We start from the raw sequence: 17,546 nt of genomic DNA on the forward strand, positions 1-17,546 counted from the left end.
TTTAGTCCTTCTTCACCCTTATAGTACCACTCGATTCTAGTAGGTAAAAACTCTTTGTTGTAGGTGATGCGGACTTTTGAAAACTGATTCTTTTTTCGATATTTATATTGCAACTCAAATTCTGGCGGGTATTTCTCTTTTAGAAATTTTTGATTTATTAAAGATTCTGGAGATCGTTCGATCTGAAAATGATGCTTTTCAATCTCTTCAGGCGTAACCTTTAAATTCAATAATATCGATGATATTCCACCATTTAGTGCACGTGCATAAAATCCTTTAGTCGTATAGACTCCACTTTTACCATATAATTTATTATTTTTAATCACAGTGCTAAAAGACACAAATAGGTTCTCTTTTTGTAAATCAAATCCTGCTCCTGCATCGTTACCTTGTTCCAAATCATCTTGATTTTGAATAAAAACAAATCTCTGCTTTTGTAAAATAGCATAAGCATCCTTCGGTTGTTTTTGAACATGGTTGACTATTCGGATACTTAAAACAGTTGCTATTATTATGACTACCACGATTAAGAGAAGATGATTCTTCGATAGAGCTTTTAACTTTAACGAATTATTTAATACTTTCATATCACTCTATAGACTAATCTTCCTCTTTTTCGCTTTCAATCTCTTTTATCAGATGGATTTGCTCATCTAATTTCTTATCGAAGTCAGATTTGTTTTTAAATGGGTATAAATAAGTGCGAATTGTATTCCAACTCATTTCTCCATTTTTTTCATAGTATCCTTCAAGCTTTGTTGGCAGAAATTCTTTATTATAAGTGACACGAACTTTACTCATCTTATCGTGTACATAATAATTTTCTATATATCCTTTCTTTAAATCAGAAAGATAATTTTGATTGATAAATATACTTGCTTTAAATTCCAACGTATACTGATGATCCAAAATATCCCTTTTTGTAATCGGAATATTCATAATTCCATATGTTACCATGTCCTCCAATTTACTTTTATACAGAACAGTTGGCGTGTATACGCTATTTACATAAATTTTCCCATTTTTTATAGCATTAGTATTACTATAAAATTCATGTAATTTCAAGTCAAAACTAACCTCATCTTCGGGATATCTACTATCCTGAACTGTAACAAATTGACGGGCTTGCATTCTTTCATAGCTCGTTTGTTTTATATCCATATCCGCCTTTGAAATCACGAAAAATCCTACAATACATATGAAAAGTATGCAAATCGATAAAATACTTACAACTCTTATTTTTTTCCACATTTACTATTTCACCTTTTTTGATCTTTAACCATCCTCTCCTTCCGCTTCGTGTTCCTTTTCAATATCTTTGATCCTCTTGATTTCTTCATCTAATTTTTTATTGAATTCAGATTCATTCTTATAGGGGTAGGAAAAACGGCTCCAAGTATACCACTTCAACCCATCTTTCCCTTTAAAATACCATTCAAGCTTGACTGGCAAGTAATCACGATTATAGGTGATCCGCACTTTGGTAAATTGGTCTTCTTTATCTAAAACTCTAGACTCAAATTCAGGTGTTATTTTTTCTTTCATTAGTGACTTAGTGATTAGAGATTTCGGATCTCGTTCAATGATAAAGTTTGACTTCTCGATCTCTTCTTTTGGAACCTTTAAATTCAGAATTGCGGAGGTAACTTCCTCATAGAGAATACCATTATAACTATCAGACGAAGAAACGGACGCATATTCTCCAAATTTTTTCCCATTTTTAATCGCTGCTTGAATAGAATTATAATAATTCTTATTTTTCAGATCAATTCCAATCTCAAAGTTATGATTATATTGATCTTTGTTTGTTGAATCATCAACTACAATAAACCTTTGATGCTCTAATATCGATTTTGAATCTTCTTGAGTCTTACCTCTTTGGACAACTATAATAATACTAGCTATAGTAAGCAATAGAAGAGTCAGCAATAAAATGGATTTTAGGCTAAATCGTCTCTTTTTAATTTCTTTCATCATATCTATCACATTCTAGCAAAATATACATCCAAAGTGAAGTGTTAAACTATTCAAAAAGCTGAGACATATGTAAGCTCAGCTTTATCTCAAAACTAGTTTAATCTCCCTCATTTTCCTCTTGAATTTCTTTAATATTTTCGATTTCTTCATCCAGCTTTTTATCAAAATCAGACTTATTTTTGAAAGGATACGAATAGGTGCGCCAAGTGTACCATTTTAGTCCTTCTTCACCCTTATAGTACCACTCAATTTTTGTTGGTAGAAATTCTTTGTTGTAGGTGATACGGACTTTGGAAAACTGACTATCCTTGATAGAATATCTACCTTCAAATTCAGGCGGTTGTTTTTCTTCTAATAATTTTTTATTGATCAATGAATCAGTTGAACGAGTGATTTGATAGTTGGAATCTTTTATATCTTTAATATTTATTTGGTGATTTAAAAGTGCTGAAGTGAGCTCAATATCCAAAGCTCTTTTATAATACTCCGCAGCACTATATTCCTGACTACCACCATACAATTTATTATTTTTTACTGCAGCTCCATGGTAATAAAAAAATTCTTTTTCTTTTAAATCAAAACCCGCACTGATTGATAATTTTTTATCATTATCTGAAATACTTTGAGTCTCAATATAACGTTTATTTATTAATATTGAATGAGTATCACTTATGCTCTTTGATGTACTCAGGGCTACGAGTATACTTATTATACCCGCGATCGCTAGGCTTAATGCCACTAGCATAACTTTTATATTTATTATACTCTTCCATTTTTTCTTTTTCTGACATTCCTTTTGTATTACGTTGCCATGCTTCATAGTCTTCATGTCCTCCTCCTTTTACAATATCCGCAAATTGACCTACATGAGCAGTTTTTTCATCTGTTTTACCCAAATCATTTTCGTAGCGAAATAGTCTTTTGGCTTCAGATCGAGTAGCTGGCTCAGGAGTACCATCCACATCAAGCATTCCATGTTTTCCTTGATAAATTCCCGAAACATCCGTATTATTACCTTTTGAAGGGCCGTAATTAAAGGACTCCGTATTGGCGATTTCTCTTAATTCTTCATTAGAATATTTTCCTGGATTGGAATCATAGCGACCATCTGCTAGTTTATGATTGTCATAGGCATCCCATTGACTCTCAAACTCGCCGGTGTCTATATTCACAATAAATTCCACCATCCGTGCATTGTTCAAATCTTTTCCTTTAGCTGAATTGCCCTGAGGGACTTGAACCTTCATATTATAGGGGCGTTTGAAGCCTTCTTTTGGATTAAAGCGATTATGGTAGTTAGAGCCGGTTGTGTAATCAAATTCAATATTATTTTCTTTGCCATATGCTAACAGTTTCTCATAATCAGTTGCTCCTTCGTAGTGATTACGAATATAGTAAATTGCTTGGCGATCCAAATAGTAGCGGAAGAAATGAACTTGCTGCCTAAGTAAATCTTTTTTGTAATTAAGATGTTTATCACCGAATGCTTTTACAACATCCCGTCTGAAATACATGTTGAAATCACCGTGTGGTGGTAGGTTCTCTGAAATCTTATGCGTTTTGCTTGTCAAATGCATAAACTGATTACCATCCGTTTCTGCACCCAATTGCTTAAGAACAAGTTTTACTTTCGCTTCTGAATCGAGTTTACTAGCAGCATACATCTCTGTATAAATATCGGATCCAATCTCCTTGGTTTCTGCATACAAAGCATCTCTCCTTGCATTTAACTCACTGCCTGTCTTGATATCAGCTGTTCTTTTTGAAACGCCTTTAACATAACCTTTGATGGCATCCTTATCCCAGCCATCTATTTTTTTAAGGTTCACTGATTGTTCACGTAATCCCGTAAGAAATTGGTTATATTCGAACGCTGTTACATCCTTTGGTTTCTTTGGCAAATATTCATTTTCAAACTCTTTATTCTTAATCGTTTCATTTACGAGATCTGACCAGGATAAATCCTTTGGAATAGAATACATTCCGGTATTTGGATTCCACGCTACGTTAATTTGATTGACAGCTGTTTGAATAGCTTGGGCTAAAACATCAATTTCCCAGAAGATACTTGGCGATGATGCATTAAACGCTCTGAGTTTATTTAATTTTTCTTGTAGTTTATTTTTAGTAGCTTTAAAAATACTTTCAAATACGTTTAAGCCTTGAATCCTCTGTAATCTCTGCAACCGTTGAAAATCTCCAGCACTAGTCGATTTACTAGCAGCAATTTCATTGATCTCTGCATGAAAGATAGCAATCATCCGATCACACTGTTCAATATCAGAAACCAACTTTTCTTCCTGTAAGTCCTCGTCAGCCACCTCCGAGCGATAGGATGCTGGAAGCTTCTTCACACTTTCTTGTGTAGCTTCTGCTAAAGCTACACCGGCCTCCTTCAATGGCTGGACAACACTTGTCACAAAGCTTCTAAAAGAGTCGTAAGCTTGGCCAGACAAGCGCGAGGCAGAATTTTCTATTTGAGTTAATGATGTTTCTAGTGATTCATAAGCTTTCAATTGTTGCTCAATCATCGTACCTGTGCTACTAGCTTGGCTATCCAAACTACCGCGATAAACTTCAATTCCCATCGTCACACTCCTTTTCAATCATTAATTTTTTCCGTTCATGATAGATATCATTTAAATCATCTTCGACTTTTCTTTTTTGAATAGCTAATTCATCCAGCTCTTCTAAATAACTATTTGAAATTTTTCGTGATTCATGAAGAAATCCCTCTTGAAGTTGGTCAAAAAAATTTCTAGAGGAAGGATAGGATTCAAATGCATCCCATAAATAACGGTGCGCATCAGAGCTATAGCCCTCAAAGCGGTTCAACTCATCTTCCAGATTTCTTTTTTCTCTTACAATTTCTCTTTCTTTTTGGGAAAGTTGGTCTTCTTGTATTCTTAATTCCGATAGTTGTTGATCGTGATTCATCTTCCTACTATTTCAAGCTATTGAATGCTCGCAGCAGTCGCTTCATCCACTGCTGTAAATCCAATTGAAACACTTTGCAAGTTGGTCCCGATTGATTCAATCGCTGCTGCAATTTCTTCTGCTTTGGTTTTAGCAGTATCAATGGCTTGATGGGCCGCATCATTACCAGATAGTTTGGTTTGTTCATCTTTTGAAGCTGATGCAACTCCCGAAAGTGCATCTCCACTACTTTTTAAAGAAGCCGCTAACTCTTGCGCCGTATCAGCATTACTTTTAATTTCAATCATCCTAGTCCCTCCCATACTAAATCTATTTATCCATTCTACCAAAATATTGAACTAATGTAAAACCGCTTCCACAGCTCCTAATTAGTGATAAATGCTTGCTTGATGGGCCTTTCTTATGTTAAAATTGACAGAGAAAATGAGGTAATGTATGAACGTAATGAATGAAATTCTTGAAAAAATTCAAGCTTATGACACGATTATTATCCACCGTCATCAGAATCCGGATCCGGATGCGATTGGTAGCCAGGTGGGCTTGCGGGATCTCCTGCGTGCGCACTTCACTCAAAAGCGGGTTTTGGCAACTGGCTATGATGAACCGACCTTGACTTGGCTTGCTGAAATGGATGAAGTCAAGGATGAGGACTATGCTGGAGCTTTGGTGATTGTCTGTGATACGGCCAATACTCCCCGCATCGATGACAAGCGCTGTACAAAGGGTGATTTCCTGATCAAGATCGACCACCACCCAAATGACGATGCTTATGGCGATCTGCTCTGGGTCGATACTGAGTCTAGCTCTACCAGTGAGTTGATTGCACTTTTTGCTAAGGAATTGGATCTTGAACTTCCTGTAAGTGCTGCGCGTCTTCTCTATGCTGGGATTGTCGGCGATACGGGTCGCTTCCTTTATCCTACTACTTCGACTCGAACCTTTGAGATCGCTGCCTTTCTTCGAAGCATTCCCTTTGATTTTACAGCACTTGCTCGTCAGATGGATACGATCAATCTCAAAACTGCTAAGCTTCAAGGCTATGTTTATGACCATCTCGAGATCGATGAACATGGCGCTGCGCGTGTGACCTTGACACAAGAACTCTTAAAGAAATTCGATCTACGTGATTCAGAGACTGCTGCAATTGTCGGAGCCCCTGGGCGCATTGATACCGTGTCTGTTTGGGCTATCTTTGTCGAGCAGGCCGACGGTCACTTCCGTGTCCGGATGCGTAGCAAACGCAAAGTGATCAACGAAATTGCCAAACGTCATAATGGTGGTGGCCATCCACTAGCTAGTGGAGCCAACTCCTACTCTCTTGAGGAAAACGACCAAATCTACCAAGAGCTACAAGAAGTGGCACGCACAAACGAAGGCTGAGAACGGTTTCTCAGCCTTTTTATCTTGGTAATGGGGTTTTCATTTGCGGTAGCGATTCTTAGCTCTTTCTTGCCATGGGCAAACCTTAATGCTGGAAATTTTGGTTCATACACCTGGAATGGCCTTCGCGGAGATGGATGGTTTGTTATTATCTTCGCAGTCGTTGCGATTGTCCTTGCTTGCTTGAACGATGTAAAATCTTCACTACCAAAAGGTTTTGCAATTGGTGTTATCGTAGCAGGAGCTCTCTCAACTATCGTAACATTGATCGATGTCTTCGGTGTGAACAAGTACGCTGTTGACTTCAATGGTTATGGCGTTTCAATTGGCTTTGGTTTGATCCTTGCTTTGATCGCATCAATCGCTATTGTTGTAACTGGTCTCTTGGCGATGTCAGGTGGTAAAATCACAAAAGGAACATTCGAAGAACTTTCTGAATCTGGTAAAGGATTTGCCCAATCTGTTGGACGCGTGACAACTTCTACTGTAAAAACTGCTGTAAATGAAATCAAAAAAGAATCACACGAACACACTGAGGGACAAGCTGATCAACCAGTTGAAGCACCAAAAGATCCAAATCAATCTGAACAATAATAAGATTAGATTCACCTTGGCTTAGCCAGGGTGATTTTTTTGATCATAAATTTAAATAAAATTAGTGAAAATACTTGTCAAGATCTTGGAAATTTGGTAAACTAGCTTAGTAACAATCTATGGCTCGGAAAGAGACCATGGCAGAAAGGAAATATTGCAAAATGAAAAAAGATATCCATCCAGAATATCGCCCTGTTGTCTTCATGGACACTACTACTGGTTACAAGTTCCTCAGCGGTTCAACTAAGTACTCTAGCGAGACTGTTGAATTCGAAGGTGAAACTTACCCATTGATCCGTGTTGAAATTTCATCAGACTCACACCCATTCTACACAGGACGTCAAAAGTTCACTCAAGCAGATGGACGTGTGGATCGTTTCAACAAAAAATACGGTCTCAAATAAGAACCAACACAGAACCACTTCCCTTTCGGGAGTGGTTTTTTTGATCTCCGTTTCTTTTATTGTGAACGCACAAAATAAGAGGTTAGGATGTTGATCCCAACCTCTTTTTTCATCTTAATGGAATTGCATACCACCATCCACGATAATGGTTTGACCTGTGATGTAGTTTGAGTCAGGTCCAGCAAGGAAGCTGACAGCCGCTGCTACATCTTCTGGTTCAGAAAGACGTTTCAAAGTGATATCTTTAGCGAATGTTTGCATACCCCATTCGTCATCTTTACCTGCGTTCTTACCAACTTCATGGGCAATGTCAAACATCATTGGAGTCTTGACGATACCTGGTGCGTAGGCATTGACAGTGATGCCTGAATCAGCCAAGTCACGCGCCAAAGTCTGTGTGATACCACGAACTGCAAATTTAGTACCACCATAAACAGTCAAGTTTGGATTTCCGACAACACCTGCTTGTGAAGTTGCATTGATGATTTTTCCGCCATGGCCAAGCGCTTTGAATTGAGCTTGTGCAGCTTGAGCACCCCAAATCACGCCACCAACGTTAATAGCAAATGTACGTGTAAATTGTTCTTCTGTAATTGTATCAAGTGGTGTAGTTGGCGCAACACCTGCATTGTTTACGACAACATTCAAATCTCCAAAATGGTCAACAACCTTTTGGAAAGCTGCAGCCACTTCTTCTTTTTTAGATACATCAGCAACAACCGCAAAAGCATTTTCAGCCGATAACTCAGCAACTGCTTTTTCAGCTGTTTCAGCATTGTAGTCCAATACTCCAACCTTAAAGCCATCTTGCACCAAGCGTTTTGCGATTGCAAAACCGATTCCTTGACCAGCACCTGTGACAATAGCTACTTTAGACATATGATTCCTCCTTGGTATCAACGATACCAGCAAACGTTCCTATCAGAACAGCAAGGGTTGACAACTAGTTTTGATGGGGTCTATTATAAATTTCCGACAAAACTATGCTAACAGTATACTCCTTTGTGAAAAAAGTGTCAAACTCTGGCCTGTTATTTTTTAAAAAAAGTTTATTTATATGATATTTTTATTTAGTGATAAATGAACGAAAGCGTGAAATAGAGTAAAGCTTTTAGCCAAACAGATAACTGTTCTATTCTGTAAAAGCTACATAAAAAGCCTTCTTTCGAAGGCTTCTCTTAAACTATTCGTTTGATGGGTCCCTTTAGTCATCAGATTCCGCAAATACTTGAGTGGCTTTGACTGCTTTCTTCCACCCCTTGTACAGCTCTTCCTTTCGGGATTCATTCATCTTGGGTTCAAAGATTTGGGCTGCTCCATGAAGAGATTTTAATTCTTCCAAGTCCTTCCAATAGCCTACGGTCAGACCTGCTAGGAAGGCTGCTCCTAAAGCCGTTGTTTCCAGGTTTTTCGCGCGGGCAATCGCAATCCCAAGAATATCTGCCTGAAACTGCATTAAGTAATCATTTTTCGCTGCCCCTCCGTCTACTTTTAAGACAGGGATAGGAGTTTTTGCATCTACCTGCATGGTGTCGATGATATCGCGTACTTGATAGGCAATGGATTGAAGGGTTGCTTTGATAAAGTCTTCCTTGGTCGTTCCCCGGGTAAGTCCGAAGACAGAACCACGCGCCTCTTGATTCCAATATGGTGCTCCAAGACCCGTAAAGGCAGGGACCACATAGATTTCATCCTGGTTCTGGGACTTCAAAGCATAGGCCTCAGATTCAGGTGAATTGTCTATCATACGCAGGCCATCACGGAGCCATTGAATGGCACTTCCAGCGATAAAGATAGATCCTTCAAGGGCGTAGTAGACCTTGCCATTGATCCCATAACCAATCGTCGTCAGCAAGTTGTTTTCTGACAACTGCATCTCCTCACCCGTATTCATGATGATGAAAGATCCAGTTCCATAAGTATTTTTGACCATACCAGGTTCAAAGGCTAATTGACCAAAGAGAGCAGCCTGCTGGTCCCCCGCCATCCCTGCAATCGGCACTTGTCCACCGTAGAAATGGAAAGGAGCTGTCTTGCCATAGATTTCAGAGTTTGAACGCACTTCAGGAAGCATGTCTTTAGGAATGTTGAGGATTTCCAAAATCTCATCGTCCCATTTCAGTTCCTTGATATTGTAAAGCATGGTACGGGCAGCATTGGAATAGTCTGTCACGTGGGCAGCTCCATCCGTCAGCTTCCAGACCAGCCAAGTATCAATGGTTCCAAAGAGCAATTCGCCCTTCTCCGCACGCTCTTGCGCCCCTTCTACATGGTCCAAAATCCAACGAACTTTAGTCGCTGAAAAGTAGGCATCGATAACTAGACCTGTCTTTTGATGGAAGGTTTCTACATAGCCTTGGTTTTTAAGTTCCTCAGCCAGTGGAGCAGTTTGCCGTGATTGCCAGACAATGGCATTGTAAATAGGAAGCCCCGTGTTCTTATCCCAAACAACTGTCGTTTCTCGCTGATTGGTAATGCCGATTGCCTCTATTTGATTGGGCTTGATGCCACTTTCGATAAAAACCTCAGCAATCACCGACTGCACCGAGTTCCAAATTTCATTGGCATTGTGCTCCACCCAACCAGCCTGCGGAAAAATCTGAGTGAATTCCTTTTGACTAGAGCTAACTTGCTCGCCTTTTTTATTAAAAATGATAGCCCGCGAACTAGTGGTTCCCTGGTCAATCGCCATGATGAAAGTTTCTTGAGACATAAACTGCCCTCCTAAATTAGGTACTTAAAAATCTTGTTCTTTCATAAACTAGTATACTCTATTTCATCTAGAATTTGTATCCATTTTTTTAAGAAAATCCGGTCTAACATTTTCCTACTACTTCTAACTTTGTCAGACCAAGCAAAAAGAGCCCTGAGGCTCTTTTAACTAGTAGTTCAAATGCTTATCAAGATCTGCCTTGATCTAACCGATTTAAGAACTCCATGGTCGGACTGTCTTGGTAAAGCTCTTTGAGGGGAATCTTCTGATAGACCGCTATTTCATCCGCAGTCACACCGTAACGAATTAATAGATCATAAATACGATTTAAATCATGACGTAATTCATCCGTTATGAGGACATTATCGCTTGTTTCTTTTGTTTTCCAATAATAAGATGGCAGAACTTCCTTGGTTTCAATTAAAATAGTTTGCAACAAAGTCCCACCATGGCTGTCCTTCTGAGAGATATCGGCCCCAAGTTCCAACATTTTCTCAAAAACCTTGAAAGACTGGTCAGCCTTTTCCTTAGACGAATACATCTCATATTGACCATTCCAGCGTTTGATCATGCGCCGGCAGTCAAATACAGCTCGTCCACCCGCTGTTTGGAGGACTGGTTGACAAAATGGATTCAGCTCTGTCGGCTCTTCAATAAAGTTAAGATCTGCTCCTCTATCAAGAAGTAAGTCTGCAATATCTAAATGTCCCGATTTGATAGCGACTTGAAGGAGCGACTGTCCCTGATCTCTTTTAGGTTTGTCACCCGAAACAGCATTGACTTCTTCAGGCTTTTTATCCAATATCTGACGGACTCCCTCTATATCTCCTCTTCGCAACAACTGAAAGGTTTTTTGCATGGTTTTCCCCCTCTCTCATTATAGATAAGAATAACACTGTGTTGATACTTTGATCCTATCTCTAGGTTCTTCGTTAAACTGATTATAGCATTTTATGGAGTCTACATTGAAGTCCTAAAGGGTAAAGATGACAGACTCCCACCGAAAAAGTTACAATTCTATTTCTCTGATTTTCGTATAGCCACTAGCCAAGAGGCTACTAGGATTTCGAAAATAACTAGAAGGATAATCTGAGGAAGAGAACTTTGAACCAGCATAAGGACAGCCAGACTATCAATTAGCATATGAGCGAGGATACAAGGGACAGCTCCTTTCGAGTACTCCTTGAGCGCTCCAAATAGGAAGGTATTCCCTAAAATCATCAGGTAAAAGATGAGATAGTTGGACGAACCTGCTGTAATCCAAGGGAGTTGATAGATAGGAATATGCCAGAGGAACCAGACAATGGAAAGAACCATCATTTTAGGTATAAAGTGCTTACTAAAGGAAAGATGCTCTTGTAAAAACCAACGCCAACCGACTTCTTCCAGACCTCCATATAAAAAGGTCCAAGGAAAATAGAGGAAGAAGGCCAAGAGGGAGTTCCCAGTAAAGCGAACATTCATAAGCAAGATGGAAATCCCATAATAGATGACGGGGATGAAGAAAGCTAGGATCCAGGATAGGGAACTTTCTTTTTGAAGAAAAATCTTTTTGAAAAAATCACCCAAGGAGTTAACTTCCCTCAACACAAGAGAAAAGACAGCCGCAGTAATCATGGGAATCAAGTTCATTAGGATAAACAGTAGTGAGGCCCCCATACTACTCCTATCTGGGAAAAACCAAAGGATCACTTGGCCTACTAGAAAGGTAGCTAGGAGGGCAGTCAGTGCATACCAGATAGAGACTGATTGTTTTGAAATAGATTTGCTCATTTTTCCTCCTTTAGAGTTACAGACTTCTTTCTTGCAATCATGATTGCTAAACTAATAATAAAAAATTTACTGACTAGAGATAGCCATCCATCTTCATTCACTAGAATCTGAGACAAGGAATTAATACAGGCATGAGTCATGACACAGATCCATAAATTTTTCGTTTTATGATACAAGGCCGATAAGATAAAACAGTTAGTTAGCAGTCCAACTAGAAACGGAAACAACTGAATGACAGCTAAAGAACCATCAATGTAAAAGTAAAAAAGATGCCAGCTAGACCAAGCTAAAAAGGTGATCAAAGTAGCTAAAAGATAAGGTATTCTTTCTTCCAAAGTTGGTTGAAAGAAATAACGCCAGCCAATTTCTTCAACTCCACCAAAAAGAAGAGCCTTGAAAAAAAGCACTACTGGCAAGACCAACGATTGAGTGGTGATCTGACCACCAAAGATAAAAGGGAAAAAGTCGAACAGCAAGAAAATGAGCACTAAACAATAATTTGCTAAACTGTCTTTGACTTGAAAAAAATCTTTTAGAACTTGTTTGAAACTAGATTGATGGTAACTAATGCTTGCAAGACTGCCCCACAAAGCTGATGACAAGCCACCTACAATAATAGCGATGATCCCAAATGGTGATGTAAAATCAACCTTGACTCCTCCTGCTCTTAAAAAACAAACCAGAAGGCTGACTCCTAATACTTGACCAAAGGTCCCTAACAAATACATAGATAGGGCTTGCTTTCTATTCATTCGTGATTCCTTTTTCTTTCAATTAATTTCCAGTGCTATCTACCTTAAACCCATACTTACCTGCATTTCGTTTGAGCTTCTCCACTAGCTCTTCATTCCGCTTACTTTTTCCAAAAAAGAAGGGAACGGTCTTTCCATTTCTGAGTTCAATATAGAAAGCATAGCGAGCCCCGCCACCAGATCGTCCACGAAAAATTACATACGTGATTCGCTTGATCTCTTTCAGTGGGATCATTCGCCGACTGAAACACAGAGCGACATGGATATAGAAGATTCCACGGTTAATATGGAAGGGAGCAAAGAAGGGACCACCACTACGTTTCACGATTGCCCTTCTTCTCAGGTAAAGTAGAAGACTGAAAAAGAGCAAGAAAACGAGCACATATAGAATCGGAGCATACTCCATTATCTTTCTGTATTCTAACACGCTGTCTTTCATCCTCTACTTCATCTCAACCCATTTTTCATTATCCATGATAAAGGGCTTAGCTAGACCTTCGCCTGTATAGTCTTGGTACTTGGTCTCCAAGTATTTGTAGACATCTTCCTTAGTCGCAAACTTGATGGCTTGATAGGGCTCTTCAAATGTCAGCTTTTCGACAAAGAGATAGCCGTCCTTGGCAGGAACCAAGACACCGACGTGACCGACAAAAAGGGTATTGCCATCTAGGTTATCATGAACAATAACGGAAAGCATGCGCGCATTTTCATTGAACTTGAAGTGAGAAAAATACTCTTCCATCTTCTTGGCATGGACTTTGACATCCGTTGTCGCTTCTGTCGGAACTCGTGAATACAGTATGTTAAAGGCTTCCTTATCTGCATCATCGAAGATATTCCCTTTTTCAATGGCATCATTATCCACGAACAAGAGTTCACTATCCGCTTTCATCTTAGGAATCTCGATGCGGTTCTTCAGAAGAGTATAACTATTGATCCGGCAGTTGGTCCCGACGAAATCACCCTTTTTCTTGGTCCACAAGTCACTGATCTTCTCAACATTGTAGTCTGTTTTCTTGAAGGTGCTAAAGTCACCCGTCAAGCCGACCGAGCCGACAATGCTATCGTAGTCCGTTACTAGACCCAGAAATTTATCTACACTGTCCTGATCCAAATAAGCAGACAAGAGAGTCCGCACTTCTTCGACACTCGCCTTGCTGTTGAGGTTGCTGTAGCTTCCCTTGTAGCGCTCCTTATCTGAACTAGATTTCTGTACAGTGGAACTTGCCTGCTTTTCCTTGTATTGCTTTTGGTTGCTACTACAAGCCACTAAAGCAAAGATCGCCAAGGCACAGCTAGTAAGGAGCATGAATTTTTTAGATGGTTTCATAAACTGGTTCCTTCTCTATTGATTAAAATGTTTGTTCTATAAATTTTTCATATCGATAATCCTTTTCCTCTATTATAGTTTAAAACTAGCTTTGCTCCAACTATTTTTTACGAAATGAGAAAAGTTTATAAGTAACAAAAAAGAGCTGGCAGACTGTCCAGCTCTTTAATATGTTACAAAAATCAAAATTAAAATTATCGTTTAATCAGACCAATCTATTTTGGCATGTTCTATTGCGTACTCCGCTTCCTCTTGAGTAAACTTTCTTATTTCAACAAGTTTTTCTAATAATCTTTCTTTCGAATAGTTGCCACCGCTTCCAAAAGATTCCACTGCTTTAACAGCTTCCTCTTTCCAATCAAAATGACCTTGCTCCACAGCATAGTCAGCCTCTTCTTGAGTAAATAGATCAAATTTTATAAGTTGATCAACTAACTTTTCTTTTGAATAATGATACATTTGATATGATTTTGCTTTTAAAAGTGCTTGCTCTTTCCAGTCTATATTAAGCTTATCGATAGCATACAGGGAAGCATCTTCTGAATACCTGTCATTCTTAGTAAGATCATTTTTAATTTGCTGCATCGATAAAGGAGATTTCTTTAAAAATTCTTTAGCTGTTGCATATGCACTTGTATATTCTGCATCTAGTAAAGGTAAAGGATAAACTCTTTTCTTAAACATATTCATTAATGATTCTAAATCATCCTTATTTTTTTTGTCACTTGAAGAAGCGTATTCTTGTTTTGATGATTCAAAATCATCCTTATTTCCATCAGTTGAAGAAGAGTATTTTTGTACAGGTTTAGTCAGCTGTGATCCTGAACGTGAATTTATCCATTTATTATAACTTATTTGATACTCAATTGCCATCAAAGCTAACATTCCTACCATCAATCCAAACATCGTAAAAATAAATATAACAAATTTTTTCATAATGAATACCTTTGCTTGTTTTTCTCCAATGGAATCTTTCATCCTCTTGAACTACTTTCATTAGTATTATATCATGAAATATTCTTCTTTTTTATTAACTAATGTAAAAGTCTTCATACTAGTAAACAAAAAAGCGACTGCAATAGTTCAACTGCAATCACTCGTTCATTTGTGAGATAAAAAATAACAAAGTGTTATAAAAGATTATTTGATCTTGTGTTTGTTCATCTTTTCTTCAAAAATGCCAGTCATAATTTTGCGGAGCTCTTCCCCTTCTTTTTCAGGAAGGTCTCCTTGGCGTTTGGCCACGGCATAAAGTTCAGGGTATTGCTTGGCTACACGCTCAACTGTCTTGGTCGTCGCATGCCCTCTAACAAAGAAAGGAATGCGTTTGATCCATTCTTGCGGTACAAGAGCAAGCAACTTCTTACCCGCTTCCTTATCAGAAATCTCAGCTGTACTCAAACCTTGGTTGATTTGTTCCTGTTCTTTTTCTGTAAAGTTCTAAAAGTTAAAAATGTTTTTATTGACAAATTTGTTTGTAATGGAAGAATATTTAGATAAAAACATATCACTATTATATTTTAGTCATCCTATTATATTTTAGTCATCCCAATCTATTTTGGCATGTTCTATTGCGTACTCCGCTTCCTCTTGAGTAAATTTTCTATTTTCAACAAGTATTTCTAATATCTTTTCTTTCGAAATTTTGCTACCGTTTGCATAAGATTCCGCTTCTTTCACAGCGTTCTCCTTCCAATCGAAATGAACTTGTTCTGCAGCATAGTCAGCCTCTTTTTGAGTAAATAAATCATCATTTACAAGTTGCCAAACTAACATTTCTTTTGAAAAATGAAACATTTGAAGTGATTTTGCTTTTAAAACAGCTTGCTCTTTCCAGTCTATATTAAGTTTATTCATAGCGTACTGGCAAGCATCCTCTGAATACCACCTTGTTAGATCTTGTTCAATTTTCTGTTTCGATAAATGAGAATTTTCTGACAAAAAGAGAGCTTTTACATATGCATCTGTAGATTTATTTGAATTTTTATAATCATAATACTTCGTACTAGAACTTGAAGTCTTACTAGAACTTGAAGAAGAGTATTTTTTATAATCATAATAATTCGTACTAGAATTTGAAGAAGAGTATTCTTGTACAGGATAAGTTATCTTTGATCCTGAACGTGAATTTTTCCATTCATTATAACTTCTTTGATAACTATATACCATAATAGCTATCCATCCTACGAACAATCCAAACACCGAAAAAATAAATATCAAAAATCTTTTCATAGTGAATACCTTTACTTGTTTTCTCCAATGGAATACTTGATTCCTCTTGAACTACATTCATTAGTATTATACCATGAAATATTGTTCATTTTTATTTACTAGTGTAAAAGTCTTCATACTAGTGAATAAAAAAAGCGACTGCAATATTTCAACTGCAATCACTCGTTCAATTATGTGATAAAAAAATAACAAAGTATTATATAAGATTATTTAATCTTGTGTTTGTTCATCTTTTCTTCAAAGACTTCTGTCATGATGACACGCAATTCTTCCCGTTCTTTTTCAGGAAGGTCTCCTTGGCGCTTGGCCACGGCATAGAGTTCAGGATAGCGCATAGCTACACGCTCAACTGTCTTGGTCGTCGCATGCCCTCTAACAAAGAAAGGAATGCGTTTGATCCATTCTTGCGGTACAAGAGCAAGCAACTTCTTCGCTGCTTCTTTATCAGAAATCTCAGCTGTACTCAATCCCTGGTTGATTTGTTCTTGTTCTTTTTCTGTGAAATCTTTTAATTCCATAGTAAACTCCTATTTTGTTTATCTAAGGACACATTATACACCTATGTAGAGGAAAGTACAACTATAGGATTTTGGAAAATAGAGCAAGGGCAAGTCATCCCTCACTCTGTCTCTTAATCATTAAATCTCATGACGTATATTGATTTCCGATTTACTCTGGAACACTTTCCTTTTGTTTTAAGTAATCATCACTGCTCAAGTAGCAATTATAGATAAAAAAGCTTGTTTTGATCATCATTATGCCACTTTTATTAATATTCTATCCTAGGTACTTTAGATTCTTTAGCGTCTTTTAAGGTCTTCAGATCACCACTAGAACTATTGTTTAATTCGTCCAATCTATTTTTGCATGTTCTATTGCGTACTCGGCTTCCTCTTGAGTAAATTTGTCAACATTTATAAGCAACTCAAATACTCTTTCTTTTGTTAATTTAGCAACCTTTGAATAATCTTCAGCCTTTTTTACAGCCTCCTCTTTCCAATCAGAACTAATATTTTCCATAGCATAGTCAACTTCTTCTTGAGTAAATTTCTCCATATTGATAAGTTGCCAGACTAATTTTTCTTTTGAAAAAGGAGACCTTAAATATCCTTTTGCCTCTAAAAGCGCTTGCTCTTTCCAGTCAATATCAAGCTTGTCTACCACATACTGTGCATCATCCTCTGAAAGCTTATACCGTCGCATAAGACTCTCTTTGCAAGATTGCTTTGAATAAGTGAAATATTTTAACATAGACCTAGCTTCTTTTACATATGGAACCAAATTATCTGGTATATCTTCATCGAGTGTACTTGAAGAAGAATTTTGTTCATAATTTGTATTTGATTTTTTATAATCATACTCCGTACTAGAACTTGAAGAAGAGTATTTTTGTGCAGGAAAAGTTACTTTTGATCCTGAATATGAATTTTTCCATTCATTATAACTTCTTTGAT

General features: G+C 37.7%; 22 protein-coding genes. 3 read left to right on the plus strand and 19 right to left on the minus strand.

All coding sequences use genetic code 11. From position 1 onward, the window contains the following. The 7 genes from HMPREF2917_RS11495 to HMPREF2917_RS04390 all read right to left on the minus strand — a co-directional run. Positions 1–587, minus strand: a 587-nt coding sequence (locus HMPREF2917_RS11495; RefSeq protein WP_070589141.1) for a hypothetical protein, incomplete at its 3' end; no start/stop codon positions are given. A 13-nt stretch (positions 588–600) separates the two neighbouring features. After that, a complete protein-coding gene (locus tag HMPREF2917_RS10910) occupies positions 601–1,251 on the minus strand; it encodes a hypothetical protein (RefSeq protein ID WP_083307669.1) in 651 nt (216 codons plus the stop codon). 24 nt (positions 1,252–1,275) lie between these two features. After that, on the minus strand, positions 1,276–1,977 hold the full coding sequence (locus HMPREF2917_RS10915; protein WP_229027535.1) for a hypothetical protein: 702 nt from the start codon (positions 1,975–1,977) through the stop codon (positions 1,276–1,278). A 97-nt stretch (positions 1,978–2,074) separates the two neighbouring features. Next, complete coding sequence (locus HMPREF2917_RS04375) at positions 2,075–2,722, minus strand: hypothetical protein (RefSeq protein ID WP_229027534.1); 648 nt, start codon at positions 2,720–2,722, stop codon at positions 2,075–2,077. Beyond that, entirely contained in the window at positions 2,643–4,565 is a 1,923-nt protein-coding gene (locus HMPREF2917_RS04380; RefSeq protein ID WP_070589146.1) for a DUF3114 domain-containing protein, read from the minus strand. Before HMPREF2917_RS04380 ends, HMPREF2917_RS04375 begins: the two co-directional genes overlap by 80 nt. Next, positions 4,555–4,914, minus strand: a complete 360-nt coding sequence (locus tag HMPREF2917_RS04385; RefSeq protein ID WP_045759360.1) for a DUF3958 family protein — start codon at positions 4,912–4,914, stop codon at positions 4,555–4,557. Before HMPREF2917_RS04385 ends, HMPREF2917_RS04380 begins: the two co-directional genes overlap by 11 nt. A 17-nt stretch (positions 4,915–4,931) precedes the next feature. Further along, a complete protein-coding gene (locus HMPREF2917_RS04390) occupies positions 4,932–5,201 on the minus strand; it encodes a TIGR04197 family type VII secretion effector (RefSeq protein ID WP_070589148.1) in 270 nt (89 codons plus the stop codon). A 148-nt stretch (positions 5,202–5,349) separates the two neighbouring features. On the opposite strand from HMPREF2917_RS04390, the gene HMPREF2917_RS04395 reads away from it, so the two are divergent. From HMPREF2917_RS04395 to HMPREF2917_RS04405, 3 genes are all read left to right on the plus strand, one after another. Then, positions 5,350–6,294 (plus strand): DHH family phosphoesterase, encoded by a 945-nt coding sequence (locus tag HMPREF2917_RS04395; RefSeq protein ID WP_070589150.1) that lies wholly within the window; start codon positions 5,350–5,352, stop codon positions 6,292–6,294. Between the two features lie 30 nt (positions 6,295–6,324). Then, entirely contained in the window at positions 6,325–6,888 is a 564-nt protein-coding gene (locus HMPREF2917_RS04400) for a DUF5336 domain-containing protein (RefSeq protein WP_070589152.1), read from the plus strand. Positions 6,889–7,049: 161 nt separating this feature from the next. Then, positions 7,050–7,292, plus strand: coding sequence for a type B 50S ribosomal protein L31 (locus HMPREF2917_RS04405; RefSeq protein WP_003016441.1), 243 nt, complete (start codon positions 7,050–7,052; stop codon positions 7,290–7,292). Between the two features lie 114 nt (positions 7,293–7,406). On the opposite strand, the gene HMPREF2917_RS04410 is transcribed toward HMPREF2917_RS04405, so the two are convergent. From HMPREF2917_RS04410 to HMPREF2917_RS04465, 12 genes are all read right to left on the minus strand, one after another. Next, complete coding sequence (locus HMPREF2917_RS04410) at positions 7,407–8,171, minus strand: (S)-acetoin forming diacetyl reductase (protein WP_049472783.1); 765 nt, start codon at positions 8,169–8,171, stop codon at positions 7,407–7,409. A 325-nt stretch (positions 8,172–8,496) separates the two neighbouring features. Next, the gene (glpK, locus tag HMPREF2917_RS04415; protein ID WP_070589154.1) at positions 8,497–10,005 is read right to left on the minus strand and encodes a glycerol kinase GlpK; all 1,509 of its coding nucleotides are present in this window, start codon (positions 10,003–10,005) and stop codon (positions 8,497–8,499) included. A 187-nt stretch (positions 10,006–10,192) separates the two neighbouring features. Next, positions 10,193–10,864: an ankyrin repeat domain-containing protein gene (locus HMPREF2917_RS04420; RefSeq protein WP_070589156.1), complete on the minus strand. Its 672-nt coding sequence runs from the start codon at positions 10,862–10,864 to the stop codon at positions 10,193–10,195. 158 nt (positions 10,865–11,022) lie between these two features. After that, on the minus strand, positions 11,023–11,778 hold the full coding sequence (locus HMPREF2917_RS04425; RefSeq protein WP_070589158.1) for a CPBP family intramembrane glutamic endopeptidase: 756 nt from the start codon (positions 11,776–11,778) through the stop codon (positions 11,023–11,025). After that, positions 11,775–12,530, minus strand: a complete 756-nt coding sequence (locus tag HMPREF2917_RS04430) for a CPBP family intramembrane glutamic endopeptidase (protein ID WP_070589160.1) — start codon at positions 12,528–12,530, stop codon at positions 11,775–11,777. The genes HMPREF2917_RS04425 and HMPREF2917_RS04430 overlap by 4 nt, the downstream gene beginning before the upstream one ends. Positions 12,531–12,552: 22 nt before the next feature. Further along, positions 12,553–12,969: a hypothetical protein gene (locus tag HMPREF2917_RS04435; RefSeq protein WP_070589162.1), complete on the minus strand. Its 417-nt coding sequence runs from the start codon at positions 12,967–12,969 to the stop codon at positions 12,553–12,555. Between the two features lie 3 nt (positions 12,970–12,972). Continuing rightward, positions 12,973–13,860 carry a DUF4300 family protein gene (locus HMPREF2917_RS04440; RefSeq protein ID WP_070589164.1) on the minus strand — a complete coding sequence of 296 codons (888 nt, stop codon included), beginning with the start codon at positions 13,858–13,860 and terminating at the stop codon, positions 12,973–12,975. A gap of 201 nt (positions 13,861–14,061) precedes the next feature. Beyond that, positions 14,062–14,838 (minus strand): Ltp family lipoprotein, encoded by a 777-nt coding sequence (locus HMPREF2917_RS04445; RefSeq protein WP_227038537.1) that lies wholly within the window; start codon positions 14,836–14,838, stop codon positions 14,062–14,064. Between the two features lie 162 nt (positions 14,839–15,000). Further along, the gene (locus tag HMPREF2917_RS04450; protein ID WP_070589166.1) at positions 15,001–15,273 is read right to left on the minus strand and encodes a hypothetical protein; all 273 of its coding nucleotides are present in this window, start codon (positions 15,271–15,273) and stop codon (positions 15,001–15,003) included. Positions 15,274–15,399: 126 nt separating this feature from the next. Next, on the minus strand, positions 15,400–16,029 hold the full coding sequence (locus HMPREF2917_RS04455) for an Ltp family lipoprotein (protein WP_241672868.1): 630 nt from the start codon (positions 16,027–16,029) through the stop codon (positions 15,400–15,402). A 269-nt stretch (positions 16,030–16,298) separates the two neighbouring features. Further along, positions 16,299–16,610 (minus strand): hypothetical protein, encoded by a 312-nt coding sequence (locus HMPREF2917_RS04460; RefSeq protein ID WP_070589170.1) that lies wholly within the window; start codon positions 16,608–16,610, stop codon positions 16,299–16,301. 325 nt (positions 16,611–16,935) lie between these two features. Next, on the minus strand, positions 16,936–17,546 hold a 611-nt coding region (locus HMPREF2917_RS04465; protein ID WP_070589172.1), incomplete at its 5' end, for an Ltp family lipoprotein.

It is taken from the genome of Streptococcus sp. HMSC061E03, assembly GCF_001813505.1.
Taxonomy (GTDB): domain Bacteria; phylum Bacillota; class Bacilli; order Lactobacillales; family Streptococcaceae; genus Streptococcus.

Excerpts from the sequence above, each read along its gene's own strand:
- HMPREF2917_RS10910 (WP_083307669.1), bottom strand. The coding sequence starts at position 1,251 with ATGTGGAAAAAAATAAGAGTTGTAAGTATTTTATCGATTTGCATACTT.
- HMPREF2917_RS10915 (WP_229027535.1), bottom strand. The coding sequence starts at position 1,977 with ATGATGAAAGAAATTAAAAAGAGACGATTTAGCCTAAAATCCATTTTA.
- HMPREF2917_RS04375 (WP_229027534.1), bottom strand. The coding sequence starts at position 2,722 with ATGCTAGTGGCATTAAGCCTAGCGATCGCGGGTATAATAAGTATACTC.
- HMPREF2917_RS04380 (WP_070589146.1), bottom strand. The coding sequence starts at position 4,565 with ATGGGAATTGAAGTTTATCGCGGTAGTTTGGATAGCCAAGCTAGTAGC.
- HMPREF2917_RS04385 (WP_045759360.1), bottom strand. The coding sequence starts at position 4,914 with ATGAATCACGATCAACAACTATCGGAATTAAGAATACAAGAAGACCAA.
- HMPREF2917_RS04390 (WP_070589148.1), bottom strand. The coding sequence starts at position 5,201 with ATGATTGAAATTAAAAGTAATGCTGATACGGCGCAAGAGTTAGCGGCT.
- HMPREF2917_RS04395 (WP_070589150.1), top strand. The coding sequence starts at position 5,350 with ATGAACGTAATGAATGAAATTCTTGAAAAAATTCAAGCTTATGACACG.
- HMPREF2917_RS04400 (WP_070589152.1), top strand. The coding sequence starts at position 6,325 with ATGGGGTTTTCATTTGCGGTAGCGATTCTTAGCTCTTTCTTGCCATGG.
- HMPREF2917_RS04405 (WP_003016441.1), top strand. The coding sequence starts at position 7,050 with ATGAAAAAAGATATCCATCCAGAATATCGCCCTGTTGTCTTCATGGAC.
- HMPREF2917_RS04410 (WP_049472783.1), bottom strand. The coding sequence starts at position 8,171 with ATGTCTAAAGTAGCTATTGTCACAGGTGCTGGTCAAGGAATCGGTTTT.
- glpK (WP_070589154.1), bottom strand. The coding sequence starts at position 10,005 with ATGTCTCAAGAAACTTTCATCATGGCGATTGACCAGGGAACCACTAGT.
- HMPREF2917_RS04420 (WP_070589156.1), bottom strand. The coding sequence starts at position 10,864 with ATGCAAAAAACCTTTCAGTTGTTGCGAAGAGGAGATATAGAGGGAGTC.
- HMPREF2917_RS04425 (WP_070589158.1), bottom strand. The coding sequence starts at position 11,778 with ATGAGCAAATCTATTTCAAAACAATCAGTCTCTATCTGGTATGCACTG.
- HMPREF2917_RS04430 (WP_070589160.1), bottom strand. The coding sequence starts at position 12,530 with ATGAATAGAAAGCAAGCCCTATCTATGTATTTGTTAGGGACCTTTGGT.
- HMPREF2917_RS04435 (WP_070589162.1), bottom strand. The coding sequence starts at position 12,969 with ATGAAAGACAGCGTGTTAGAATACAGAAAGATAATGGAGTATGCTCCG.
- HMPREF2917_RS04440 (WP_070589164.1), bottom strand. The coding sequence starts at position 13,860 with ATGAAACCATCTAAAAAATTCATGCTCCTTACTAGCTGTGCCTTGGCG.
- HMPREF2917_RS04445 (WP_227038537.1), bottom strand. The coding sequence starts at position 14,838 with ATGAAAGATTCCATTGGAGAAAAACAAGCAAAGGTATTCATTATGAAA.
- HMPREF2917_RS04455 (WP_241672868.1), bottom strand. The coding sequence starts at position 16,029 with ATGGTATATAGTTATCAAAGAAGTTATAATGAATGGAAAAATTCACGT.
- HMPREF2917_RS04460 (WP_070589170.1), bottom strand. The coding sequence starts at position 16,610 with ATGGAATTAAAAGATTTCACAGAAAAAGAACAAGAACAAATCAACCAG.